Genomic DNA, 19,810 nt, shown 5'->3' with positions numbered 1-19,810 from the left:
CTGTGACACTGCTGTTCGTACTGGACCGGGAGTTCATACCGCACCGGGACCGACATGTGGACGGGAGCCGCTGATGAGCTCGACCACCGACTACCGGGAATCCCAAGTCTCCTCCGACACGGTGACGGCAGCCGCCGTCCGGGCCCGAGACCACCTGCTGTCGCTGCAGTCCGACCAGGGCTGGTGGAAGGGCGAACTCGAGACCAATATCACGATCGAGGCGGCAGACCTTCTGTTCCGCGTCTTCATGGGCATCCTCACTCCGGATGTGCTCGAGGAGGCCGCCCGCTGGATCCGTTCGAGGCAGACCGAGAACGGCACCTGGGCGATCTACTACGGTGGCCCGCCGGATCTCAGCACGACTCTTGAGGGGTACGTCGCGTTGCGGCTCGCCGGGGACAGCCCGGACGCCCCGCACATGCGAGCTGCAGCGGCTTACGTCCGGGAGAACGGCGGTCCCGCCGCCACCCGGGTGTTCACCCGGATCTGGCTGGCGATGTTCGGCGAGTGGTCCTGGGACGACTTGCCGGTGATGCCGCCCGAGCTCGTGCTGCTGCCGTCGTGGTTCCCGCTCAACGTGTACGACTTCGGCTGCTGGGCCCGGCAGTCGATCGTTCCGCTGACGATCGTCGGGACGTTTCGGCCGAAGCGCTCGCTCGGTTTCGGCATCGACGAGCTCAAGGTCGAGTTCCCGGCCCGGCCGCCGGCACCGCTGCGCTCGTGGACGGGCGCGTTCCAGCGCCTGGACGCCGTGCTGCACCGATACGAGCGCCGCCCGCTGAAGATGATCCGCCGGCACGCGATGCGCCGGGCCGCCGAATGGATCATCGCTCGGCAGGAGGCCGACGGTTGCTGGGGCGGCATCCAGCCTCCGTGGGTTTTCTCGATCATGGCGCTGACGTTGCTCGGTTACCCCATGAACCATCCGGTGATCGCGACCGGGCTACGTGGCCTGGAGCGCTACACGATCCGGGAGCGGACACCCGCGGGGATGGTCCGCCGGTTGGAGTGCTGTCAGTCCCCGGTCTGGGACACCGCGCTCGCCGTCGTCGCCCTGCGTGACGCGGGTCTTGCCGCCGACCATCCCGCCATGGTGCGCGCCGCCCGGTGGCTGGCGGACGAGGAGGTCACGCTGACCGGTGACTGGGCGGTCAAACGGCCGGCATTGGCCCCTGGCGGCTGGGCGTTCGAGTTCGACAACGACGGGTATCCCGACGTCGATGACACCGCCGAGGTCGTGCTGGCCATCCGTCGCCTGTTGAAACCCAACGGCGGCGTCGACGGGAATCAGACGGGCGGAATCGACGCGGTGGACCCCGGGCTCGCAGCCCGGCTGCGGGCGGCCGAACGCCGCGGCGTGGACTGGGCCATCGGGATGCGCTCGGCCAACGGTGCATGGGGGGCCTTTGACGCCGACAACACCCGGACCCTTCCCACGAAGCTGCCTTTCTGTGACTTCGGTGAGGTGATCGACCCGCCGTCCGCGGATGTGACGGCTCATATAGTAGAAATGCTCGCCGAAGTGGGCCAGGCACGCAACCCCATCACCGAACGGGCGGTGGGCTGGTTGCTGGCCGACCAGGAACCGGGTGGGTCGTGGTTCGGCCGCTGGGGTGTCAACCACATCTACGGCACCGGCGCGGTCGTCCCGGCTCTGATCGACGCGGGGGTGTCCGCCGACCATCCGGCGATCACTCGGGCCGTCCAGTGGCTGGTCGAGCATCAAAGACCTGACGGTGCCTGGGGCGAGGACTTTCGTTCCTACACCGACGACGCCTGGATCGGACGCGGTGAGCCCACCGCGTCTCAGACGGCGTGGGCGCTCCTCGCGCTCCTCGCCGCCGATCCGGCGTCCCCGGCGGTCGAACGGGGGGTGCGGTGGCTGGTCGACACGCAGCGGCCGGACGGAACCTGGGACGAGCCGCACCACACGGGCACCGGTTTCCCCGGGGACTTTTCGATCAACTACCACCTGTATCGGCTGAGTTTTCCGCTGACCGCGCTCGGCCGATACCTGAGCGGCGGGTCCGCATCATGACTTTCTCGGCACCGGACACATCACGGACGGCGGGTCCCGCCGAAGCGTCCAAGCCATCGGCGCTCCCGGCATCCCGGACGCCGCAGGCTTCGCCGGTACCGCCGGTACCGCCGGCGGTACCGGAGACAGACGCCATGACCGCTGTTGCTTCGGCGGCTGCTTCGACGGCTGGCACGTCGACGATCAGGACCTCAGCGGCCCGGACGTCGACGGCTGACGGCGCCTCGGCCGGGGTGGATCCGGGCCGGGACACCGCGCCGGGCCTGCCCGCCGCGGTCCGGCGCCGGCCCAGGTTGGTCGTGGCCGCGCCACTGCGGTTGGAGGCATGGGCCGCGGGCCGCTCGGGCCTGCCCGGGGGCACGATCCTCATCCGGACCGGAATGGGACCCGACCAGGCCAGCCGGTCCACGCGCATCATCCGCGAGGCTCGGGCCGACGCCGTGGCCCTGGTCGGTCTCGGCGGTGGCCTCGGTCCGGGGGTGAAACCCGGGCACGTCGTGGTGGCTGATGAGGTCCGTACCTCCGACGGTTCGGTCAGCGCGCGCTGTCCGTCCGCGCCCCTGCTGGCCGGTGAACTGCGCCGGGCGGGCCTGACCGTCCACGTCGGCCCGGTCGTGTCCGTGTCGCGGTTGGCGATCGGAACCGCGCGTGCGGAGCTGGCGGCGACCGGGGCGATCGCCGTGGACATGGAATCCGCACAGATCGCGCCGGGCGCGACCGGGGTGCCGCTGGCGATCGTCCGCGTCATCGTTGACACCGACGAGCAGCCGCTGGGGCGTTTTGACCTGGCCCGCCGGGGGATCGCCGGATTGCGGACGATGATGACCCTCGGACCGGTGCTGGAGCGCTGGTCAGCGGCTGTCGGATCACGCCAGGTGCTGCTTGCCGAGCCCAGGGCGTTCTGCGCCGGGGTCGAACGGGCGATCGAGGTGGTCGAGCGGGCACTGGAGCTGCACGGGTCGCCGGTCTACGTGCGCAAGCAGATCGTCCACAACAGTCATGTCGTTGCTGATCTTGCCGGTCGTGGCGCCATCTTCGTCGAGGAACTCGACGAGGTACCGGCCGGGGCAACCGTGGTCTTCTCCGCGCACGGGGTCGCCCCCGCCGTCTGGGAGCAGGCCGACGACCGTGGGCTGTCGGTGATCGACGCAACGTGTCCGCTGGTGGAGAAGGTCCACGCGGAGGCTCGCCGGTTCACCGCACGCGGGGACACCGTTCTGCTTATCGGGCATTCCGGGCACGAGGAGGTCGACGGAACACTGGGGGAGGCGCCCGGGAAGATCAAGCTGGTGGAGTCGCCCGCGGACGTCGCCAGGCTCGATGTCGACGATCCCGAGCGGGTGACCTACCTCATGCAGACCACGCTTGCGGTGGACGAGGCCGAAGAAGTCGTCGACGCGCTGCGGGACCGCTTCCCGTCCGTGGTCGGACCCGGATCGGCGGACATCTGCTACGCGACCTCGAACCGGCAGAACGCCATCCGGCGGGTCGCCATCGAGGCCGACCTGGTGCTGGTCGTCGGGTCGCAGAACAGCGCTAACTCACGCCGGCTGGTCGATGTGACCGAACGCGAGGGCGTGCCGGCCTACCTCGTCGGTGACGTCGGTGAGGTGGACATGCGGTGGTTGGTCGGTGCCGACACCATCGGCATCTCCGCGGGGGCGTCCGCGCCTCCCACCCTTGTCGATGAGCTGACCAGGGCACTTTCCGGCCTCGGCCCGACAGCGGTCGCGGTCCGTTCGGTCGGCACCGAGACGATCTCGTTCCATCTGCCCAAGGAACTGCGCCGCCAGCCCAAGTAGTACGCGTCGCTGATCACCACGCTGCGGGCGCAGGCGCCGGGTAGTTCGGAGCGTTATCCGGCTACCCGGCGCTCGTGTCGCATTTCCGGTCGGTAACTGGTGGATGCGGTGAAAAGCACGCGGTACGACTCCTGCTACGGTCCACCCGATGCGTCAGGTATCGACCGATACGGTGCTCGCTGAGCTGGCCGATCAGCAGCGGCTCGATCATCACAAGCCCCCCGGTGCGGTTTCCGGGACGCCCGGCCCCGCACCGTCGTCGCGGGGCCGGGTACGACGGCTTGCGGTGTCCGTATCCGGGCCGGGTTTCGCCGCGTTCGCCCTTGGCGCGTTGTCGTTCACCGTGAGCGTGCTGCTGCAGGAGACGCTGTTCCGCCATGGTTCGGGTGACGCGGATGAGGCCGCCTACGTGCTCCAGGCCCGGATGCTGCTGCATGGGCGGTTGACCCTCGATCAGAACCTGGTGGACCCGTTCTTCCGTCCCTGGCTGACCGGCGTCCACAACGGACGGGTCTTCACCAAGTATCTGCCCGGGTGGCCGGCAATGCTGGCCGTGTCTCAACTGCTGTTCGGGACGATGGTGATCGCTCCCGCGCTGGTGGCCGCAGCCTGGGTGGTTGCAACCTACCGACTGGCCCGCGAACTGCTCGATGATGCGGCGACGGCGCTCACCTCCGCAGCCTTTCTCGCGTTGTCGCCGCTGCTTCTCCTGCACACCGCTCTGCCGATGGCCTATGCGTTCACCGCCGCCGCGCTGACCGCCGCGATGGCCGCGCTGCTGCGTGGCACCCGCACCGGCGCCCGCCGGTCGCTGGTGGCCGCCGGCGCGGCGTTCGGCCTCGCCGCCATGGCCCGCCCGTTCGACGCCGTGCTGGTGGCCGTCGTCGGTGTCCTGTTCGTGGCGGTCCGGTTCGTGCTGGCCCGGCAACCCCCGCGGCCGCGCTCGGCGATACTGCGGGACATCGGGTGGGTCGGGCTCGGGGGACTACCGTTCGTTGTGGCGGTGGCCGCCTTCTGTCGGCACGTCACCGGATCGATGCGGATCTTGCCGCTTGCCGCCTCCGATCCGTTGGACCGCTTCGGTTTCGGTGAGCGGCGGATGCTGCCGTCCGAACCGACGTTCGCCTTCACCAGGCATGTCTCGCTCGACGCGCTGCGGGAGACTCTTGCCGCCGCCCCGGGCTGGCTGTTCGGTGGGATGGCGCTGGTCGTCCTCGCCGGGATCGGTCTCCTCGCGGGCCTTGCGGCGGGGGGCCGGCGTGGCGGGCATCTGCTGCTCGCCATCACCGCGCTGGGAGTCTTCGCCGCCTACTTCTTCTGGTGGGGTAGTGCCATGGCGGTTCCGAGCCTTCGCAACGGCCTCGGTCCGCATTACCACATGGTGGCGCTGTCGCCTGTCGTCATCCTCGCCGGCAGCGGCGCGTCTCGGCTGTGGCGGGCGGTCCCCGGGCGACTCCCGCGGCCGGTCGGCATCCCGGTGGCGGGCGTCTGCGGGCTGGCGTTGGTGGCTGTGACCGCGGTCGGGGTGCCCCCGAAGGTCAACGTGCAACGCTATGTCAACGCCGTCGACGGGTACGTGCTCGATCTCATCCCGGACGATCTCGATGGGCCTGCGGTCGTCATCGTCACCCCGCCGACCCCGAGTCGGTACACGCAGGTTCCCTACCAGTTCCTGCGCAACCGTCCGGACCTGTCGGACGATGTGCTGTACGCGGCCGACCTCGGCGCGGCCGATGTGCAGCTCGCTGCGAGGATGCCGGGTCGGCGGCTGTATCAGCTCCGCCCCGACGAGGTGATCGAGGCGGAGAAGTCGTGGAGCCTACAGGGCTCGTTTGTCGAGCTCCACCCCGTCGAGGGAAAGAAGATCGAGGTTCGGGTGTCCGTGGCGGTCCCGGAGAACATGCGGTACGCATCGTTCTACCTGCGCATCGGCGAGCAGACGGTGACCAGCCCGCTGCCCGTCACGGGAACCCCGGGCACGGCGACGAGCATCGTCGCGATCCTGGACGGAGCCCGCGAGCTCGTCACGGTGGCATCGCCGGCGGGTGGTTCGGCCATGGCGGTCTCGGTGCCGCCGGCCTCGGTGCAGGAGCTCGGTTTCGCGGGTGCCGTCCTGCCGACGCAGCTCACCGTCGGCCTGGCCGCCGGGCTGACGCCGGACCTCACCGGGGCCTGGCGCTGGGAGGAGCGGGTTCCCCTGGAGCGGCATGCAGATGGAGCGCTGGTCGCGTTGGGCCCCGGGCCAGGCTGGCGGCTGGTCCCCGGCCGTTACGACAACGCCTGGGTGCAGGCCACGATTACCAGCGCCTTGCGTGTCGCCCTCGAGCCGAAACGTTAAGAGCGCTGATCGGATGGCTGTCGCGGCGCCGCGTCACACCAGGCCGGGCTGCTCTGTATACAGTTCGCGGATGATCGACAGGTCGAACATCCGCCTGGCGGCGGCGGGGGCGGCGCTGTCCGCCAGCATCCGGACATTGGCCTCGATCAGGGCGTCAGTCATCGTGAACAGTCCGTTGCGATGTGTGTCCGCGCTCTCGACGAGGGTGCTCAGCCGCTTGTTCTTCGTCAACTGTTCGGTGACGTCGAGCCCGGACGACCGGGCATAGACGTCGGTGAGCAGCTGGGGGCCGAGCATCGGCTCGGCCAGGTCGTCCTTCCAGCCGTGGATTTCGGCGGCCAGGAACGCCTTGACCTTTTTCCTCGACGTGACCACCGCGTCCGCGCTCACCACGTACACGTTGGACACCAGCTGGTAGCCGTGGTCGGCAAGCAGGAACGTCGAGGTGGCGACGCCCTGGCGGGCGAGGGCCGTCGGAGCGTCGATTACCGACGACAGTGCCCCGTCGACCTGGCGGTCCGCGACCGCCCGCAGGTGGTCGGGCGTGACAACCTGGGTGACGGCCGTCTCCGCGATTCCCGCGGCGGCCAGGAAGGAGGTCCACACGGCCGTGCTGCCGGCAGCCATTCCGATCTTCATGCCGGTCATGTCGTGCGGTGTTCTGATCGGCTTGTCCGCAGGTGAGACGATGGCCCAAGCGGACTTCTGCCGTTGCGCGCCGATCACCCGTAGCCGCGCGCCGTTGGAGATTTCCTTCGGAAGGATGTCCGGCGCGGTCACCCCGACGAATGCCGCACCCGAAGCGACCGATGCCACCACGCTCCGGGCCCGCGACCCACCGTCATGGAATTCTGTCCGGGTGAACCCTGCTTGTCGGTGATAACCGCGGTGGTCGGCGATGAAGGAACCGGCGAACTCGACGTCGGGCTTTCCCGGGAGCCAGAACGCGAGCGGACCGAGGTCCAGCGTCGGTGGCGCGGGGTTGGCCGCCCGGCCGATCCGCCGGGCGGCCCAGGCCGCCGATCCTGCGCCGGCGCCCAGACCTGCGACGGCGACGGCGGCCAGTAGCAGGCCCCGGCGGGACGGCCGGGCCTTGCCCGGGCGCGCTGCCTTCCCGGAACCGTTCGCGGCCCGCCGCGCGTCTGGACTGACCCACACCGGCTGTTCGATCGTGGCGGGGTCGATGTCGGGTTGTGATCGTGGCCGGCGTGGCCGTGGTACTCCGGGAGCCAGGACGTCCAGGCCGACGGTATCGAGGTCATCGCCATTCTGTTCGCCGATGTCGGTCCCGTCGGCAACCATGGCGACCATGGTCGGTGCTTCGTAGAACGCGTTGGCGGTCGGCCAGGCATTCGGGCTCGCCACCGGTGGCGCCATCGGGCTCGCCACCGGTGGCGCCATCGGAACCGGGGCCGGTCGTGCGGGCGGCTCTGCCGCCGGCGCCGACACGACGGTCTGCAGTTGGCGGCGAATCCGCTCCGTCGTGGGCCGAGCGGACGGATCCTTGGCCAGAATCGGTTGGAGTATCGAAAATGTCCGGGCTGCGTGCACAGGTGCGCTCGGCCCTTCGTAGACGACCGCGTGCATGGTCGCGAAGGTGGTATCCCGACCGAACGGGGAGACGCCTTCCGCCGCATGCAGCAGGGTCGTCGCGAGCGAGAAAAGATCGCTGGCCGGACCGGCTTCCTCTCCGCGGATACGTTCGGGAGCCATATAGGCGGGTGTGCCGACCACGCCGCCGGCCGCGGTGATCCGGTGATCGGTTTCGTAGGCCGCAACGCCGAAGTCCGCGAGTTTGACGGTACCGTCAGCGGTGATCATGACGTTCGACGGTTTGACGTCGCGGTGCAGAACTCCTTTGCGGTGTCCGTGCACGAGCGCGTCCAGCAGCGCGATACCGATCCGGGCGACCTCGGGCTCGTCCAGCGCACCGTCCTGCGCGATCACCGCCGCCAGCGAACGTCCTGGGACCAGATCCATCACGATCCACTGCGCACCGTGGTCCTCGACCAGGTCGTACACGGTGACCACATGGGGATGGGCACCGAGTCGGGCGGCGTTGCGCGCTTCGCGGCGGGCACGTTCGATCAGCAGTTCGCGGTCCTGGGCTGAGAGGTTGTCCGGAATGCGGATCTCCTTGAGGGCACGTTCGACACCGGTGCCGGTATCGACGGCCCGCCAGACCGTCCCCATCCCACCCGAGCCGAGCCGCTCGACCAGCCGGAACCGCCCGCCGATCAGGTGCGTGACCGTGTGCCCGCCTCGCGTCATACGCCCGCCTTCACCCTGCAACGCGTGCCCAACCCCATGTGACCTCCGCGCTGTTGCCCACTGTCTTTTTCGCCGATATTAGGCGCAGCCAGGGGCAGCCATTGGTTGGCCGGTGCGGGACTCACCAGTCAGGTCTACACACAATCCCCGCTCGGTTTGCCGTCGGGCCGGTCATACCCGGCCTGATGTCGTGGATTTGGCGAACCTGGGCGTCCTGGGAATGGCCTTCGTCACTCCCGGGCGGTTGCGAAGGCCGGATCGCCGGCGCCACGGCGGGCACCGGCGGTGGATGTCCAGTTGTTGGCGGGCGATGTGAGGTTCGTCCAACATCGACGGTGTAACACCGGCGGCACAACACCGATCGACTGTGGAGTACGGGTCCAATGCCTGCCGGGCATCGCCCCGCCGGGCCCGGTCAGGAGCACCGTGGGCCGGTCCCGGTCGGACCGCGGCACGGGGTCGCTGGGCCTGCTGGTCCAGTGCCGCCGCCCTCTGTTGATCGTTTCTTTCCCGCTGTCCGGTTCCCGACACGTCTCCGTCCGGGTTTCTGGTCAAAAACTCCGACTATGTCGCTGACCTGCGGTGGCGGATGTCAGATGCGGGTCGGGGTCGGCCGGGTACGACGGGGAGAAGTGGCCGATCCAACGTTCTCGACGAACATACAAGCTGTACGTACACCCTGTATGTTGTCGAGGTGGAGCGGCCGTCCGGCCGCACGACGTCGACGCCGAAGGGCGGTATTGCCGTGGCGGTGGAGTGGCGGTACTCGTTGCGGATCGGGATGTACCTGGCCAAGCAGAAAGTGCTGCGTCGTAAGCACTTTCCGCTTGTTCTCGAACTCGAGCCGTTGTTCGCCTGCAATCTGTCATGCACCGGTTGCGGCAAGATTCAGCACCCTGCGTCCGTACTCAAGCAGCGGATGAGCGTTGAGGACGCCATGGCCGCGGTGGAGGAGTGCGGCGCACCGGTGGTCGCGATCGCCGGTGGTGAACCGCTGATGCACCCGCAGCTCGACGAGATCGTCCGTCAGCTCATCGCCCGCAAGAAGTTTGTCCTGCTGTGCACCAACGGGCTGCTGCTCCGCAAGAAGATGGCGAAGTTCACACCGTCGCCGTACTTCACCTTCATCGTCCACATCGACGGGCTGCGCGAGCGGCACGACACGGTGGTGGAGAAGGCGGGCACGTTCGACGAGGCGATCGAGGCGATCGCCGCGGCCAAGGCAGCCGGCTTTCGGGTGGGCACCAACTCCACCTTCTTCAACAACGACAGCCCGCAGGACGTGATCGACGTTCTGTCCTACCTCAACGATGAGGTCAAGGTCGACCAGATCCAGCTCTCGCCCGCCTACGCTTATGAGAAGGCGCCCGACCAGGAGCACTTCCTCGGCGTCTCGCAGACCCGCGAGCTGTTCGCCAAGGTCTTCGGTGACGGCCGGCGCGAGAAGTGGCGGCTCAACCACTCGCCGATTTTCCTGGACTTCCTGGAGGGCAAGCGCGATCTTTCGTGCACGGCCTGGGGTATCCCGAGCTACTCGCTGTTCGGCTGGCAGAAGCCGTGCTACCTGATGAGCGACGGCTACGTGTCGTCCTACAAGGAGCTGGTGGAGACCACCGACTGGGACGCCTACGGTCGGGGTAAGGACCCCCGCTGCGCCAACTGCATGGCTCACTGCGGGTACGAGACCTCCGCGGTTCTTGCCACCACGTCGTCGCTGAAGGAGTCCCTGCGGGCCATGCGCAGCGTCTGAGGCGCGAGGCGCGGTAGCTGCACGTCCGGTTTCAGTGACGGTTCGTCCCCTACCGTTCGCCGCCACCGCTTGGTACGCAACCGCTTGGTACGCAACCGCTTGGTACGCAACCGCTTGGTACTACGGAGCGAGCCGGCCACCATCGAGGTGGCCGGCTCGCTCCGTTCTTGCTATTTTTTCGTTTCCAGGCCGACAAGCAGCCGATCGAGAACCTCGCCGGCCTCGCGTCGGACGGTCGCCGGTTCCGAGGCCCGGCCGATCAGCAGGCTCGCCTCGGACAGGACGGCCGCCAGCACCCGGGTGAGGGGTGCGATCGGCAGCGGGTCGATCCGCCCGTCCTCGATCGCCTTGCTCAGCCATTCAGCGAGCAGGCGGTAGCCGTGACGCTCGACCAGGACGTCCCACGCGTCGTGGCCGAGTACCGCCGGGCCGTCGACCAGCACGATACGTTGGAAGTCGCTGTCCGTGCAGATGTCGAGAAAAGACTGGAAGCCGGTTCGCAGTTGCTCCCAGGCGTCGGTGGTCGGCTCGTCCGTGGCGCGTTTGAGTTCCGTGGTGACGAGCTGTTCGGCGACCTCAAGGGCGACCTGTTCCATCACCGCGCCGAAGAGATCAGCCTTGTCGCGAAAGTGATGATAAAGCGCCCCGCGGGTCACCTGCGCGTCGGCCACGATCTCCTCGGTGCCGGTCGCCGCGTACCCCTGGGTCCCGAATCGGTGCCGGGCCGCGGCCAGGAGAACCTCTCGGGTGGCGGCCGGGTGCTCGCTCCCGCGGATCCTGCTCATTCGCTGATTATGTTGCACTCAGTCTTCTAGTGGGCTTGTTCGGTGGCGGAAATGTCCATAACTATACCTGGTTGGCCGTGCCGACACGTTCAATGATCATTGAGTCGCGTCCGGGTCGGGGTTCCCCGCGGGTCGGTGGGTCGGTCTGTGCGGAGTCAGTCTGTCAGGTCCGGGCCGGAGCGGCCGCGGCCGGTATCGCCAGGGTGCTGCCTCTGCAAAGCGGACAGGGCCGCCCGAAGTTCGCGGTCGGCCGGTGTGATGCGGCTACCCTTGCGGCCATGACCACGACCGAGTCGCGCCCACCGGCTGCTGAGTGGGGCGAGCCCCGCAGCAGGACAATCACCTGGCATGATCCAATGATCACTGCTGCGATCGGACGGACCATGAGCGGTCTCGACTTCCTCCTGGCGATGCGTGACGGCGTGGTCCCACCCCCGCCGATCGCCACGCATTTTGATTTCGAGATCGGTGCGGTCACCGAGGGGGACGTGGTCTTTCACTGCACCCCGGATGAATCCGCATATAACCCGATCGGCATGGTCCATGGTGGTCTCGTCTGCACCCTCCTGGATACAGTCACAGGCTGTTCCGTGCACACCACGTTGCCGGCCGGAGTCGGATACACATCCATTGAGATTAAGGTCAACTATCTGCGGCCGATCCAGGTGGTTGACGATCGTCCAAGCGGCTTGACTGCGCACGGTTGGGTCGTCCGACCTGGTCGCCGCATCGTCTTCGCCGAGGGGGATGTCTGCGGCGCCGACGGCAGGAAAGTCGCCACCGCGAGCAGCACCTGCCTGGTGTTTCCGCTTGAAAGCCCGGCCCCGCCGGCGGTTTGACAGTCGTGGGCATCGCACGGCCGCTCACCAGTGGGCGACCATGGCTCGGCCTGTGTTCAGAGCATGGCGGAGTGTGACTGTGTCGGGCGCCAGCGCACTGATCATAACCCCCGGCCCGGCCAGGGGGAGCAGGGCGAAGGTGTCCGTGACCGCCGGGGCAACCCCGAGCCCGTCCGGCCCGGGGCCCGCGATCAGCAGCGAACCGGTCACGCGGGCGCCGCCGAGGACAGCCGGCCCGTCAAGGCCGGGCGTACCCGGATCGAGGCGCAGCTCCTGGCGCAGGAGCGGGCGCACCATCGCGCTGCGACCCGCCCGGTCGTGGCGGTCGTGGCCTCGGCCCTCGACATCGACATCGACATCGACGTGCAGCGCGCAGGAAATCGAGCCCGCTGGTTCACCGAAGCGTCCGAGGACGATTTCCTCCCGCCACAGCAGCCGGGCGGTCGATGCCAGCCGGATCCGCGCCCGCATGTGGTGGCGACAGCCGCGGGCGGCCACGGTCGGTTCGGGCAGGTACGCGAGCGCGCCATCCGGCCCCACGTCGGCGTGTACGTCGAACAATGACGGCAGATCCGCACGGTTCCCACGGCCGCTGTCGTCCCCATCGCCGCCACCGGCGCGGTCCCCGCGGCCGGGCAGGGCCACGGTTGCCGCCACCGTGCGTAGCACCAGGGCCACCCCGGCTCCGACGCTGATGTCGAGCCGCAGCCGGTCACCGGCCAGCGGACCAGCCGCGGCATTCACCAGATGGACGGTCGCGGTCGGTACGTACCGGTACGGGAGCGTATCGGAGCCGCAGTATCCGTCCGCCGTGCGTCCGTCCGCCGTGCCGGTGCGGCGCAGCACCAGCGGTACCTGTGACCGCAGCTCGCTCACACGGATCCCGCCGTCCGGTGTCGGATCGACCCGTACGGCCGCGTGCGCGCTGATCGACGTCCGGCCGGTGCGGTCGCTCGTGGCCGTCGCCGGCAACGTGTTCAGATCCGCCTGCCCGGAGCCGGACCCGGCTCCGGCTCCGGCTCCGGCTCCGGCTCCGGAGCCGGAGCCTGTCGCGGACATTGCAGTAGCACCCACTGGGCCACCGCCGCCGCCTGCGGTTCGGCGGCGAGCGAGGTGAAAAGCACCGGGCGTCCGCGCCGGACGCGTTCGGCATCCCGGGCCATGACGCCGAGGTCCGCGCCCACCAGCGGAGCGAGGTCGGTCTTGTTGACGACGAGCAGATCGCTACCTGTCACCCCGGGACCGCCCTTGCGGGGCACCTTGTCGCCGCCGGCCACGTCGACGACGAAGATCTGTCGGTCGATCAGGCCGTAGCTGAAGGTCGCGGTCAGGTTGTCCCCGCCGCTTTCGATGAAGATCAGGTCAAGCGGGCAGCAGGCCGACTCCAGGTCCTCGACGGCGTCCAGATTCGCGGTGATGTCGTCCCGGATGGCGGTGTGCGGGCAGCATCCCGTCTCGACCGCACGGATGCGCGTCGGGTCGAGCACGCCGGCCGCGCGCAGGAAGTCAGCGTCCTCGGTGGTGTAGATGTCGTTGGTCACGACCGCGATCCGCAGCGTCTCACCGAGGGTCCGGCACAGGGCCGCGACCAGCGCGGTCTTGCCGCTGCCGACCGGCCCGCCGATACCGATCCGTACCGCCCGGCTGGTCGGGAGCGTGACCGGTGCCGCCGTCCGTGGTACCTGCCAGCTGTCGGCCATCTGCGCGGGGCCGCCGCCCGTAACAGGGAACGTCTGGATGTCGTGCTCGCGGTGCATCGCTACACCTTCTCAGGCACTCTCCCGGCTCCGCACCCAACCCCGCATCTTCATCCACGCCCCTATTGCCGGGCGCTCTAAGGATGTGATTCTGGTGCTGTGATACCAGCATCAGAATCACATCGTTGAGTGGTTGACCGTGGTTGACGGGGTGGAGAGTCGATGCGGATCGAGGATGCGGTAGCCATCCAGGAAAAGCTGCGCGATCAGGTGGACGCGGTGGGTCCGGGACCGCGCACGGTACGCACCGTGGCGGGCTTTGACGTTGCATATGACACGGCCACCGACCGCGTCGCAGGTGCGGTCGTCCTGCTGGCCGCTCCCGACTGGCGGCCGATCGGTCACGCCACCGCCGCGGGCCGGGCCGCCTTCCCGTACGTGCCGGGTCTGCTGTCCTTCCGGGAGCTGCCGTCGCTGCTGGATGCGTGGGCAGAGCTCCCCACCGGCAATCCTCCGGATCTGCTGGTCTGTGACGGTTACGGCCTTGTGCATCCACGCCGGTTCGGTCTCGCCTGCCATCTCGGGGTCACGCTCGACCTGCCGACGGTCGGCGTCGCGAAAACGCCGTTCATCGGACGCTACCGTCGCCCGGGGGAGCAGCGTGGCTCGTGGTCGCCGATTGTCGACGGCGGTGACACGGTCGGCCGGGCGCTACGTACCCAGACCGGGGTCAAGGAGGTCTTCGTCTCCGTGGGGCACGGAATCGACCTGGACACCGCATGCCGGTGCATTCTCGATCTCACGCCGCGTCATCGTCTACCAGAAACCACCCGCGCCGCCGATCGGCTGTCCCGCCGAGCGCTGGCGGCAGGTCGCCTCGCCGATCGTTAGTGATCTTTCGAGGTTTGTAGGCCGATCGTGGCCCTGTTGATCGTACAAACCTCGAAAGATCATTCGGGTCGGCCGGTGGGTGGAACGCCGTTCGGGTCAGGACGCGAACATGCGGACCTCGGCAGCACGGTGACGCTCGGCGAGGAGATCCAGGCGCGGTCCGGTGAGCGCAGGCAGGTCTGCGGGCAGGCGGTCGCAGGATGCCGCGGCTTCGGCGGCGGTGAGCTCCAGGTCGGCCGATAGCCGCGCGAGTACGGCGGTGACCGCCAAGGGGTCCAGCCCGAGCAGGCGGGTGGCGCCCGACGCGGGTCCGCTGACCGCGCCGTAGACCAGCGCGAGCGCAGTATCGGTGGGGGAGATGCCGGCGTGCCCGGCGACCAGGCCGAACGCGACCGGATGATGCGGCGCCGGGATCGGGCAGTGCATTCCCGGCCAGGCGGCGCGACCCGCACGCAGCAGCGCACGGCCCTGCGCACGGCTCGCGAACCGTTGCGCCGGTGACGGCGTCCGGGCGTCGAGCTCCGCGTCCAGCTCGATGATGATCCTGTTCGGGGGAGCCCCGGACGCCGGGTACGACCGGCAGGTGGCCGCGGCAAAGGCGGCGGCGACCAGACCAGCGGTGGCCAGCCGTCCACGCAGGAACTGTTCGAGATCGTCGAGATCGCGGACGCTGCCATCGACGACCGCGGCCTCGACGCCACCGGAATGGGCATGCCCACCGGCCGGCAACCGGCCGTCCGCGAGCAACAGCAACGCCGCCCGGCTCGCGTCTGGCATTCAGCATCCTTCCGGACTGCTTTCCCGGACCGCTCGTCCGGACAACGCTCAGAACAGGAACTTCAGAACAGGAACTCAGAACAGGAAGTAGCGCTGGGCCATCGGGAGCTCGGCCACGGGTGCGGCATCCACGGCATCCCCGTCGATGCTCACGGTGAACGTCTCCGGGTCCACCCGGATGTCGGGTGTCGCGGTGTTCTCGGGCAGGTCGGCCTTGCCGCGCCGGCGTACGTCGGCCACGGCAACCATCGGCTTGGCCAGGCCGAGCCGTTCCGGCAGGCCGTCGTCGAGGGCGGCCGGGGCGACGAACGTCAGCGACGACGCCGCCGCCGGGCCGGGCGCCGCCCCCCACATCGGACGCGGCAGCACCGGCTGCGGAGTCGGGATGGATGCGTTGGCGTCGCCCATCGCCGCCCAGGCGACAAATCCACCCTTGATGACCACGGACGGCCGGACGCCGAAGAACGCGGGGTCGTAGAGGACGAGGTCGGCGAGTTTGCCCGGTTCCACCGAGCCGATCTCGGCGTCCAGGCCGTGCGCGACGGCCGGGCAGATCGTGTACTTGGCGACGTAACGCCGGGCACGGGCGTTGTCCGCCCGGCCGTCCCCGGGCAGCGCACCGCGCCGCGCCTTCATCACATGCGCGGTCTGCCAGGTCCGCAGGACGACCTCGCCGATGCGGCCCATGGCCTGCGAGTCTGAGCCGATCATCGAGATGGCGCCGAGGTCGTGCAGGATGTCCTCGGCGGCGATGGTGGACGGCCGGATCCGGCTCTCGGCGAAGGCCAGGTCCTCGGGCACCGTCGGGTTCAGATGGTGGCAGACCATGAGCATGTCGAGGTGCTCATCAAGGGTGTTGACCGTGTGCGGCCGGGTCGGGTTCGTCGAGCTCGGTAGGACGTTCGGCGCCGCGGCCACGGTGATGATGTCCGGTGCATGCCCGCCGCCGGCACCCTCGGTGTGGTAGGCGTGGATGGTCCGTCCCGCGATCGCGGCGAGGGTGTCCTCGACGAAACCGGCCTCGTTGAGCGTGTCGGAATGCAGCGCCACCTGCACCCCGGCGGCGTCGGCGACCCGCAGGCAGGCGTCGATCGCGGCGGGCGTCGACCCCCAGTCCTCGTGCAGTTTGAAGCCGGCGGCACCGGCGCGCAGCTGCTCCCACAGCGCGGCCTCACCCACCGTGTTGCCCTTGCCGAGCAGGACGACGTTCACCGGCAGCGTGTCCATCGCCGACAGCATCCGGGCGAGGTTCCACGGGCCGGGGGTGACAGTGGTGGCCCTCGTGCCGTCGGCTGGCCCGGTGCCGCCGCCGATCAGTGTGGTGATGCCGGCGCCCACGGCCTCGGGGACCTGCTGCGGACAGATCAGGTGGACGTGGCAGTCCACCGCGCCCGCTGTGAGGATCTTCCCGTTTCCGGCGAGAATCTCCGTGCCCGGCCCGATCACCAGATCGGGATGGACACCGTCCATGGTGTCGGGGTTGCCGGCCTTGCCGAGCGCGACGATCCGGCCGTCCCGGATGCCGATGTCGGCTTTGACCACGCCCCAGTGGTCGAGCACGACCGCGCCGGTGATGACCAGATCGGGGGTGCCTTCCGCGCGCGAGGCGCGGGCCTGCCCCATGGATTCCCGGATCACCTTGCCGCCGCCGAACACCGCCTCGTCACCGGTGCCGGCGCCGGCCGGACCGCGGCTGCGGTCCTCGGTCACCTCGATGAACAGGTCAGTGTCCGCCAGCCGGATGCGGTCACCGACCGTCGGACCGTACAGGTCGACGTAGCGGGCGCGGTCCAGATACCGGCTCACCGGATCGTCCCGTCCGGCCCCGTCCCGTCCGGCCCCGTTTCGTCCGGCCTGGCCGTGTCCGGCCTGGCCGTGTCCAGCGGGCCGGCCGATTCGGCCCGCAGGCCCGGCACGATCCGTCGGCCGGCGAGCGGCACCAGATCCACCTCGCGGTCCACCCCGGGTTCGAAGCGGACGGCGGTGCCGGCGGGTACGGCGAGCCGGTACCCCCAGGCGGCGTTCCGATCGAAGTCGAGTGCCGGATTGGCCGCGGCGAAATGGTAGTGCGACCCAACCTGGACTGGACGGTCGCCGAGGTTGCGAACCCGTAGCGTCAACATGGGGCGCCCCGGGTTGATCTCCACCGGGTCGTCGCTGTGGCGGATCTCGCCCGGCCTGATGCCGTTCACGGGATCGGCTGGTGCACGGTCACCAGTTTGGTGCCGTCTGGGAAGGTCGCCTCGACCTGGACCTCGGTGAGCATCTCGGGGACGCCGTCCATGACATCCTCGCGGGTTAGTACGCTGCGGCCGGCCGTCATCAGATCGACGACGGTACGCCCGTCACGCGCGCCCTCCAGAAGGAAGGACGTGATAACGGCGGTCGCCTCGGGGTAGTTGAGCCGCAGGCCACGGGCGCGTCGCTCCCGGGCGAGGCCGGCCGCGACGTGGATCAGCAGCCGTTCCTGCTCATGCGGGCTCAGCTGCACACCTGGAAGCATAGAGCGCCCGGCAACAGGGACACACGGTGGTCGATCCGCATGGCTGGGGGTCCCGGTTGTGTCCGCCCGGGACGGCTCGGTTACGGAAGCGTTACAAGCCGCGGGTTCGTGGGCACAGTCGGCTTGCATGGCGGCAGAGTGATGACGCCACGCCGCTAATCCTGCTGTCCTGCTGTTCCGCCGTTCCGTACCGCTGCTCGACTCTTCACCGGGTGTTGCTCGGCCGCGTGCGTCCCGGCCCGAGGCCGTGAGGTTGGTGCGCGGTGGCATTCGGGCGACGTCGCTGAGCCGGATCGAGCGGGAGCGTTGCGTTGCGCCCTAGACCGTGCTCGCCAGAACTGGGTTTTCGGAGGCTCTATGACCGCCGAGCGTGACCGTGAACGGCTGCGGCTCGTGTCCGCGCCTGCGCTCTGCTCGCCCGAAGCAGTGCCGGCGCCAGCGGTGCCGGCTGGCGGGACGGCCCGTGCCACGTCTCCGGCCCGCCGTACCCGGTTCGATGCCGTTGGCGCGTCCCACCTGGCGCCGACCGCGACGGAGCTCGAGCAGCTGCGGCGGGTCGCGAACGGTGCGCAGGAGGCGGATCTGGTCATCCGAGGCGGCATGATGGTCGTCGTCCAGACCGGCGAGTTGCGGCGTCGTGACCTGCTCATCGCCGGTCGGTTCATAGCTGCGGTGACACGTCCCGGGACATTGGGTGCCCGCCGCTCCCTGGACGCCTCCGGCCGTTACCTCCTGCCGGCCTATATCGATCCGTACGTCCGCTTAGAACAGACCTTGCTGACGCCTGGTGAGCTTGCTCGTCTCGTAGTGCCACGAGGGACGGTCACTCTGCTCGTGGACGCCGGCCTGCCGGTCGCGCTCTGCGGACCGCGCGGTGCGCCGCTCGTGACCACCTCCGGGACCCCGGTGCGGCTGCTTGCCAGGACTTCCCCGGCAGGCGCCGGTACGGGCACTCGGGCTGACGCGAGCCTCCCGGACACCAGGACGTGGCTGCCCCGTCAATCCGTTCCTTTAATCGGGCCCGCCGACCTCTCGCTGCCCGGGATGGCGGGTACCGGCGCTGTATCCGGGCTGCCCGACCTGGACGGCACGGCTGTGGGTGATCGTGCCGCGGGTGATCGTGGTGTCGACGGTCTGGCCGTTGCCGATCTGGCCGTTGACGATCTGGCCGTTGACGCGCCGCTGGAGCTTTCCGGCGCATGGAAGATCACCGACATCGTCGACCACGGCCACCTCGACCGGGTTGTCCGCCGTACGGTCGGGGCCGGGGTGGAGCCGATGACCGCCATCCGGATGGCAACCCTCGATCCGGCCCGCCGGTACGGCCTGGACCACCTGCTCGGATCGCTCGCGCCGGCGCATCTGGCTGACATCCAGATCGTCAGCGACATCGCGGGATCCAGGCCGCCGGAGATCGTTCTCGTCAACGGGCGGATGGCCGCCGAGCGTGGCCGTCCGCTGTTCGACAACCTCGATGTGCTCCCGGACTGGGGTCGGGAGCGGGTGACCCTGCCGCCCGGTCTGTTCAGCGGTTCGTTCGCCGTTGCGGCGACTGCGGCCGGCCGGGAGTCCGCCGGCACGGTCAGGGGCGTGCAGGTGAGCGTCGCGGCGGACGGGACTGCCGGGGTCGAGATCGTCGCGGTGCGGCCCGGCCCTACAACCGGCGGTACCGGTCATGTGGTGGCCGATCCCGGGCACGATTTGCTCAAGGTCGCCCTGGTCACGCGGGGTGCGGACCGGGCCGGCGGAATGCGGGTGGGTTTCATCCGCGGGATCGGTCTGCGCCAGGGTGCGATCGCGATGACCACGAGTGTGGCTCCCGGCGATCTGGCCGTCATCGGGGTCGCGGACCAGGACATGATGACCGCGGTGCGGGCACTGGAGGGAATGTGCGGCGGCTTTGTGGTGGTCGACCGCGGATGGGTGTTGGCGGCGTGCCCGCTGCCGGTGGCGGGGTTGATGAGTGACGCTTCGTGGGAGGCCGTGCGCGATCAACTGGCCGGGGTTGACTCGGCCGCCGCCGCGCTCGGCTGCACCATTGCGTCGCCGTTTCTGACCCTCGCGCCGCTGGGCGGGCAGCTCTGCCACCGCTGATCACTGATCACTGATCAGTGATCAG

Annotated in this window: 15 protein-coding genes; 7 read left to right on the top strand and 8 right to left on the bottom strand. The window is 69.3% G+C overall.

The features are described from left to right. Positions 1-73 precede the first annotated feature (73 nt). The 3 genes from shc (at position 74) to U9978_RS09855 (ending at position 6,178) form a co-directional block, all read left to right on the top strand. Positions 74-2,038, top strand: a complete 1,965-nt coding sequence (gene shc / locus U9978_RS09865) for a squalene--hopene cyclase (protein WP_322760774.1) — start codon at positions 74-76, stop codon at positions 2,036-2,038. A gap of 134 nt (positions 2,039-2,172) precedes the next feature. Then, on the top strand, positions 2,173-3,840 hold the full coding sequence (ispH, locus tag U9978_RS09860; RefSeq protein WP_322760773.1) for a 4-hydroxy-3-methylbut-2-enyl diphosphate reductase: 1,668 nt from the start codon (positions 2,173-2,175) through the stop codon (positions 3,838-3,840). A gap of 148 nt (positions 3,841-3,988) precedes the next feature. Further along, a complete protein-coding gene (locus U9978_RS09855) occupies positions 3,989-6,178 on the top strand; it encodes a glycosyltransferase family 39 protein (protein ID WP_322760772.1) in 2,190 nt (729 codons plus the stop codon). Positions 6,179-6,211: 33 nt separating this feature from the next. On the opposite strand, the gene U9978_RS09850 is transcribed toward U9978_RS09855, so the two are convergent. Continuing rightward, positions 6,212-8,449, bottom strand: coding sequence for a protein kinase domain-containing protein (locus tag U9978_RS09850; protein ID WP_322760771.1), 2,238 nt, complete (start codon positions 8,447-8,449; stop codon positions 6,212-6,214). Positions 8,450-9,194: 745 nt separating this feature from the next. On the opposite strand from U9978_RS09850, the gene hpnH reads away from it, so the two are divergent. Next, positions 9,195-10,199, top strand: coding sequence for an adenosyl-hopene transferase HpnH (hpnH, locus tag U9978_RS09845; protein ID WP_322751030.1), 1,005 nt, complete (start codon positions 9,195-9,197; stop codon positions 10,197-10,199). Between the two features lie 170 nt (positions 10,200-10,369). On the opposite strand, the gene U9978_RS09840 is transcribed toward hpnH, so the two are convergent. Then, positions 10,370-10,984, bottom strand: a complete 615-nt coding sequence (locus U9978_RS09840) for a TetR/AcrR family transcriptional regulator (RefSeq protein ID WP_322760770.1) — start codon at positions 10,982-10,984, stop codon at positions 10,370-10,372. 278 nt (positions 10,985-11,262) lie between these two features. Here U9978_RS09840 and U9978_RS09835 point away from each other — a divergent pair, with 278 nt between their 5' ends. Next, on the top strand, positions 11,263-11,823 hold the full coding sequence (locus U9978_RS09835) for a PaaI family thioesterase (RefSeq protein ID WP_322760769.1): 561 nt from the start codon (positions 11,263-11,265) through the stop codon (positions 11,821-11,823). A 24-nt stretch (positions 11,824-11,847) separates the two neighbouring features. Here the strand turns inward: U9978_RS09835 and U9978_RS09830 are convergent, their stop codons facing one another. Continuing rightward, the gene (locus U9978_RS09830; protein WP_322760768.1) at positions 11,848-12,882 is read right to left on the bottom strand and encodes an urease accessory protein UreD; all 1,035 of its coding nucleotides are present in this window, start codon (positions 12,880-12,882) and stop codon (positions 11,848-11,850) included. Further along, positions 12,801-13,580 (bottom strand): urease accessory protein UreG, encoded by a 780-nt coding sequence (gene ureG, locus U9978_RS09825; RefSeq protein ID WP_416210911.1) that lies wholly within the window; start codon positions 13,578-13,580, stop codon positions 12,801-12,803. The genes U9978_RS09830 and ureG overlap by 82 nt, the downstream gene beginning before the upstream one ends. A gap of 162 nt (positions 13,581-13,742) precedes the next feature. Between ureG and U9978_RS09820 the strand changes: the two genes are divergently transcribed. Further along, positions 13,743-14,411, top strand: coding sequence for an endonuclease V (locus U9978_RS09820; protein WP_322760767.1), 669 nt, complete (start codon positions 13,743-13,745; stop codon positions 14,409-14,411). Positions 14,412-14,507: 96 nt separating this feature from the next. On the opposite strand, the gene U9978_RS09815 is transcribed toward U9978_RS09820, so the two are convergent. The 4 genes from U9978_RS09815 to U9978_RS09800 form a co-directional block, all read right to left on the bottom strand. Next, positions 14,508-15,188: an urease accessory protein UreF gene (locus tag U9978_RS09815; RefSeq protein WP_322760766.1), complete on the bottom strand. Its 681-nt coding sequence runs from the start codon at positions 15,186-15,188 to the stop codon at positions 14,508-14,510. Positions 15,189-15,263: 75 nt separating this feature from the next. Next, positions 15,264-16,994 carry an urease subunit alpha gene (locus U9978_RS09810; protein ID WP_322760765.1) on the bottom strand — a complete coding sequence of 577 codons (1,731 nt, stop codon included), beginning with the start codon at positions 16,992-16,994 and terminating at the stop codon, positions 15,264-15,266. Beyond that, entirely contained in the window at positions 16,991-17,371 is a 381-nt protein-coding gene (locus U9978_RS09805; RefSeq protein ID WP_322760786.1) for an urease subunit beta, read from the bottom strand. Before U9978_RS09805 ends, U9978_RS09810 begins: the two co-directional genes overlap by 4 nt. Positions 17,372-17,376: 5 nt before the next feature. Beyond that, positions 17,377-17,679: an urease subunit gamma gene (locus tag U9978_RS09800; protein ID WP_322760764.1), complete on the bottom strand. Its 303-nt coding sequence runs from the start codon at positions 17,677-17,679 to the stop codon at positions 17,377-17,379. Positions 17,680-18,048: 369 nt separating this feature from the next. Between U9978_RS09800 and U9978_RS09795 the strand changes: the two genes are divergently transcribed. Then, the gene (locus U9978_RS09795; RefSeq protein ID WP_322760763.1) at positions 18,049-19,785 is read left to right on the top strand and encodes an adenine deaminase C-terminal domain-containing protein; all 1,737 of its coding nucleotides are present in this window, start codon (positions 18,049-18,051) and stop codon (positions 19,783-19,785) included. Positions 19,786-19,810: the final 25 nt, after the last annotated feature.

Origin of the sequence: Protofrankia sp. Cr2, from assembly GCF_963555885.1 — a bacterium.
Taxonomy (GTDB): Bacteria; Actinomycetota; Actinomycetes; order Frankiales; family Frankiaceae; genus Protofrankia.
Note: the sequence above shows the minus strand (reverse complement) of the source record. Positions and strands in the feature narration are given on the sequence as shown.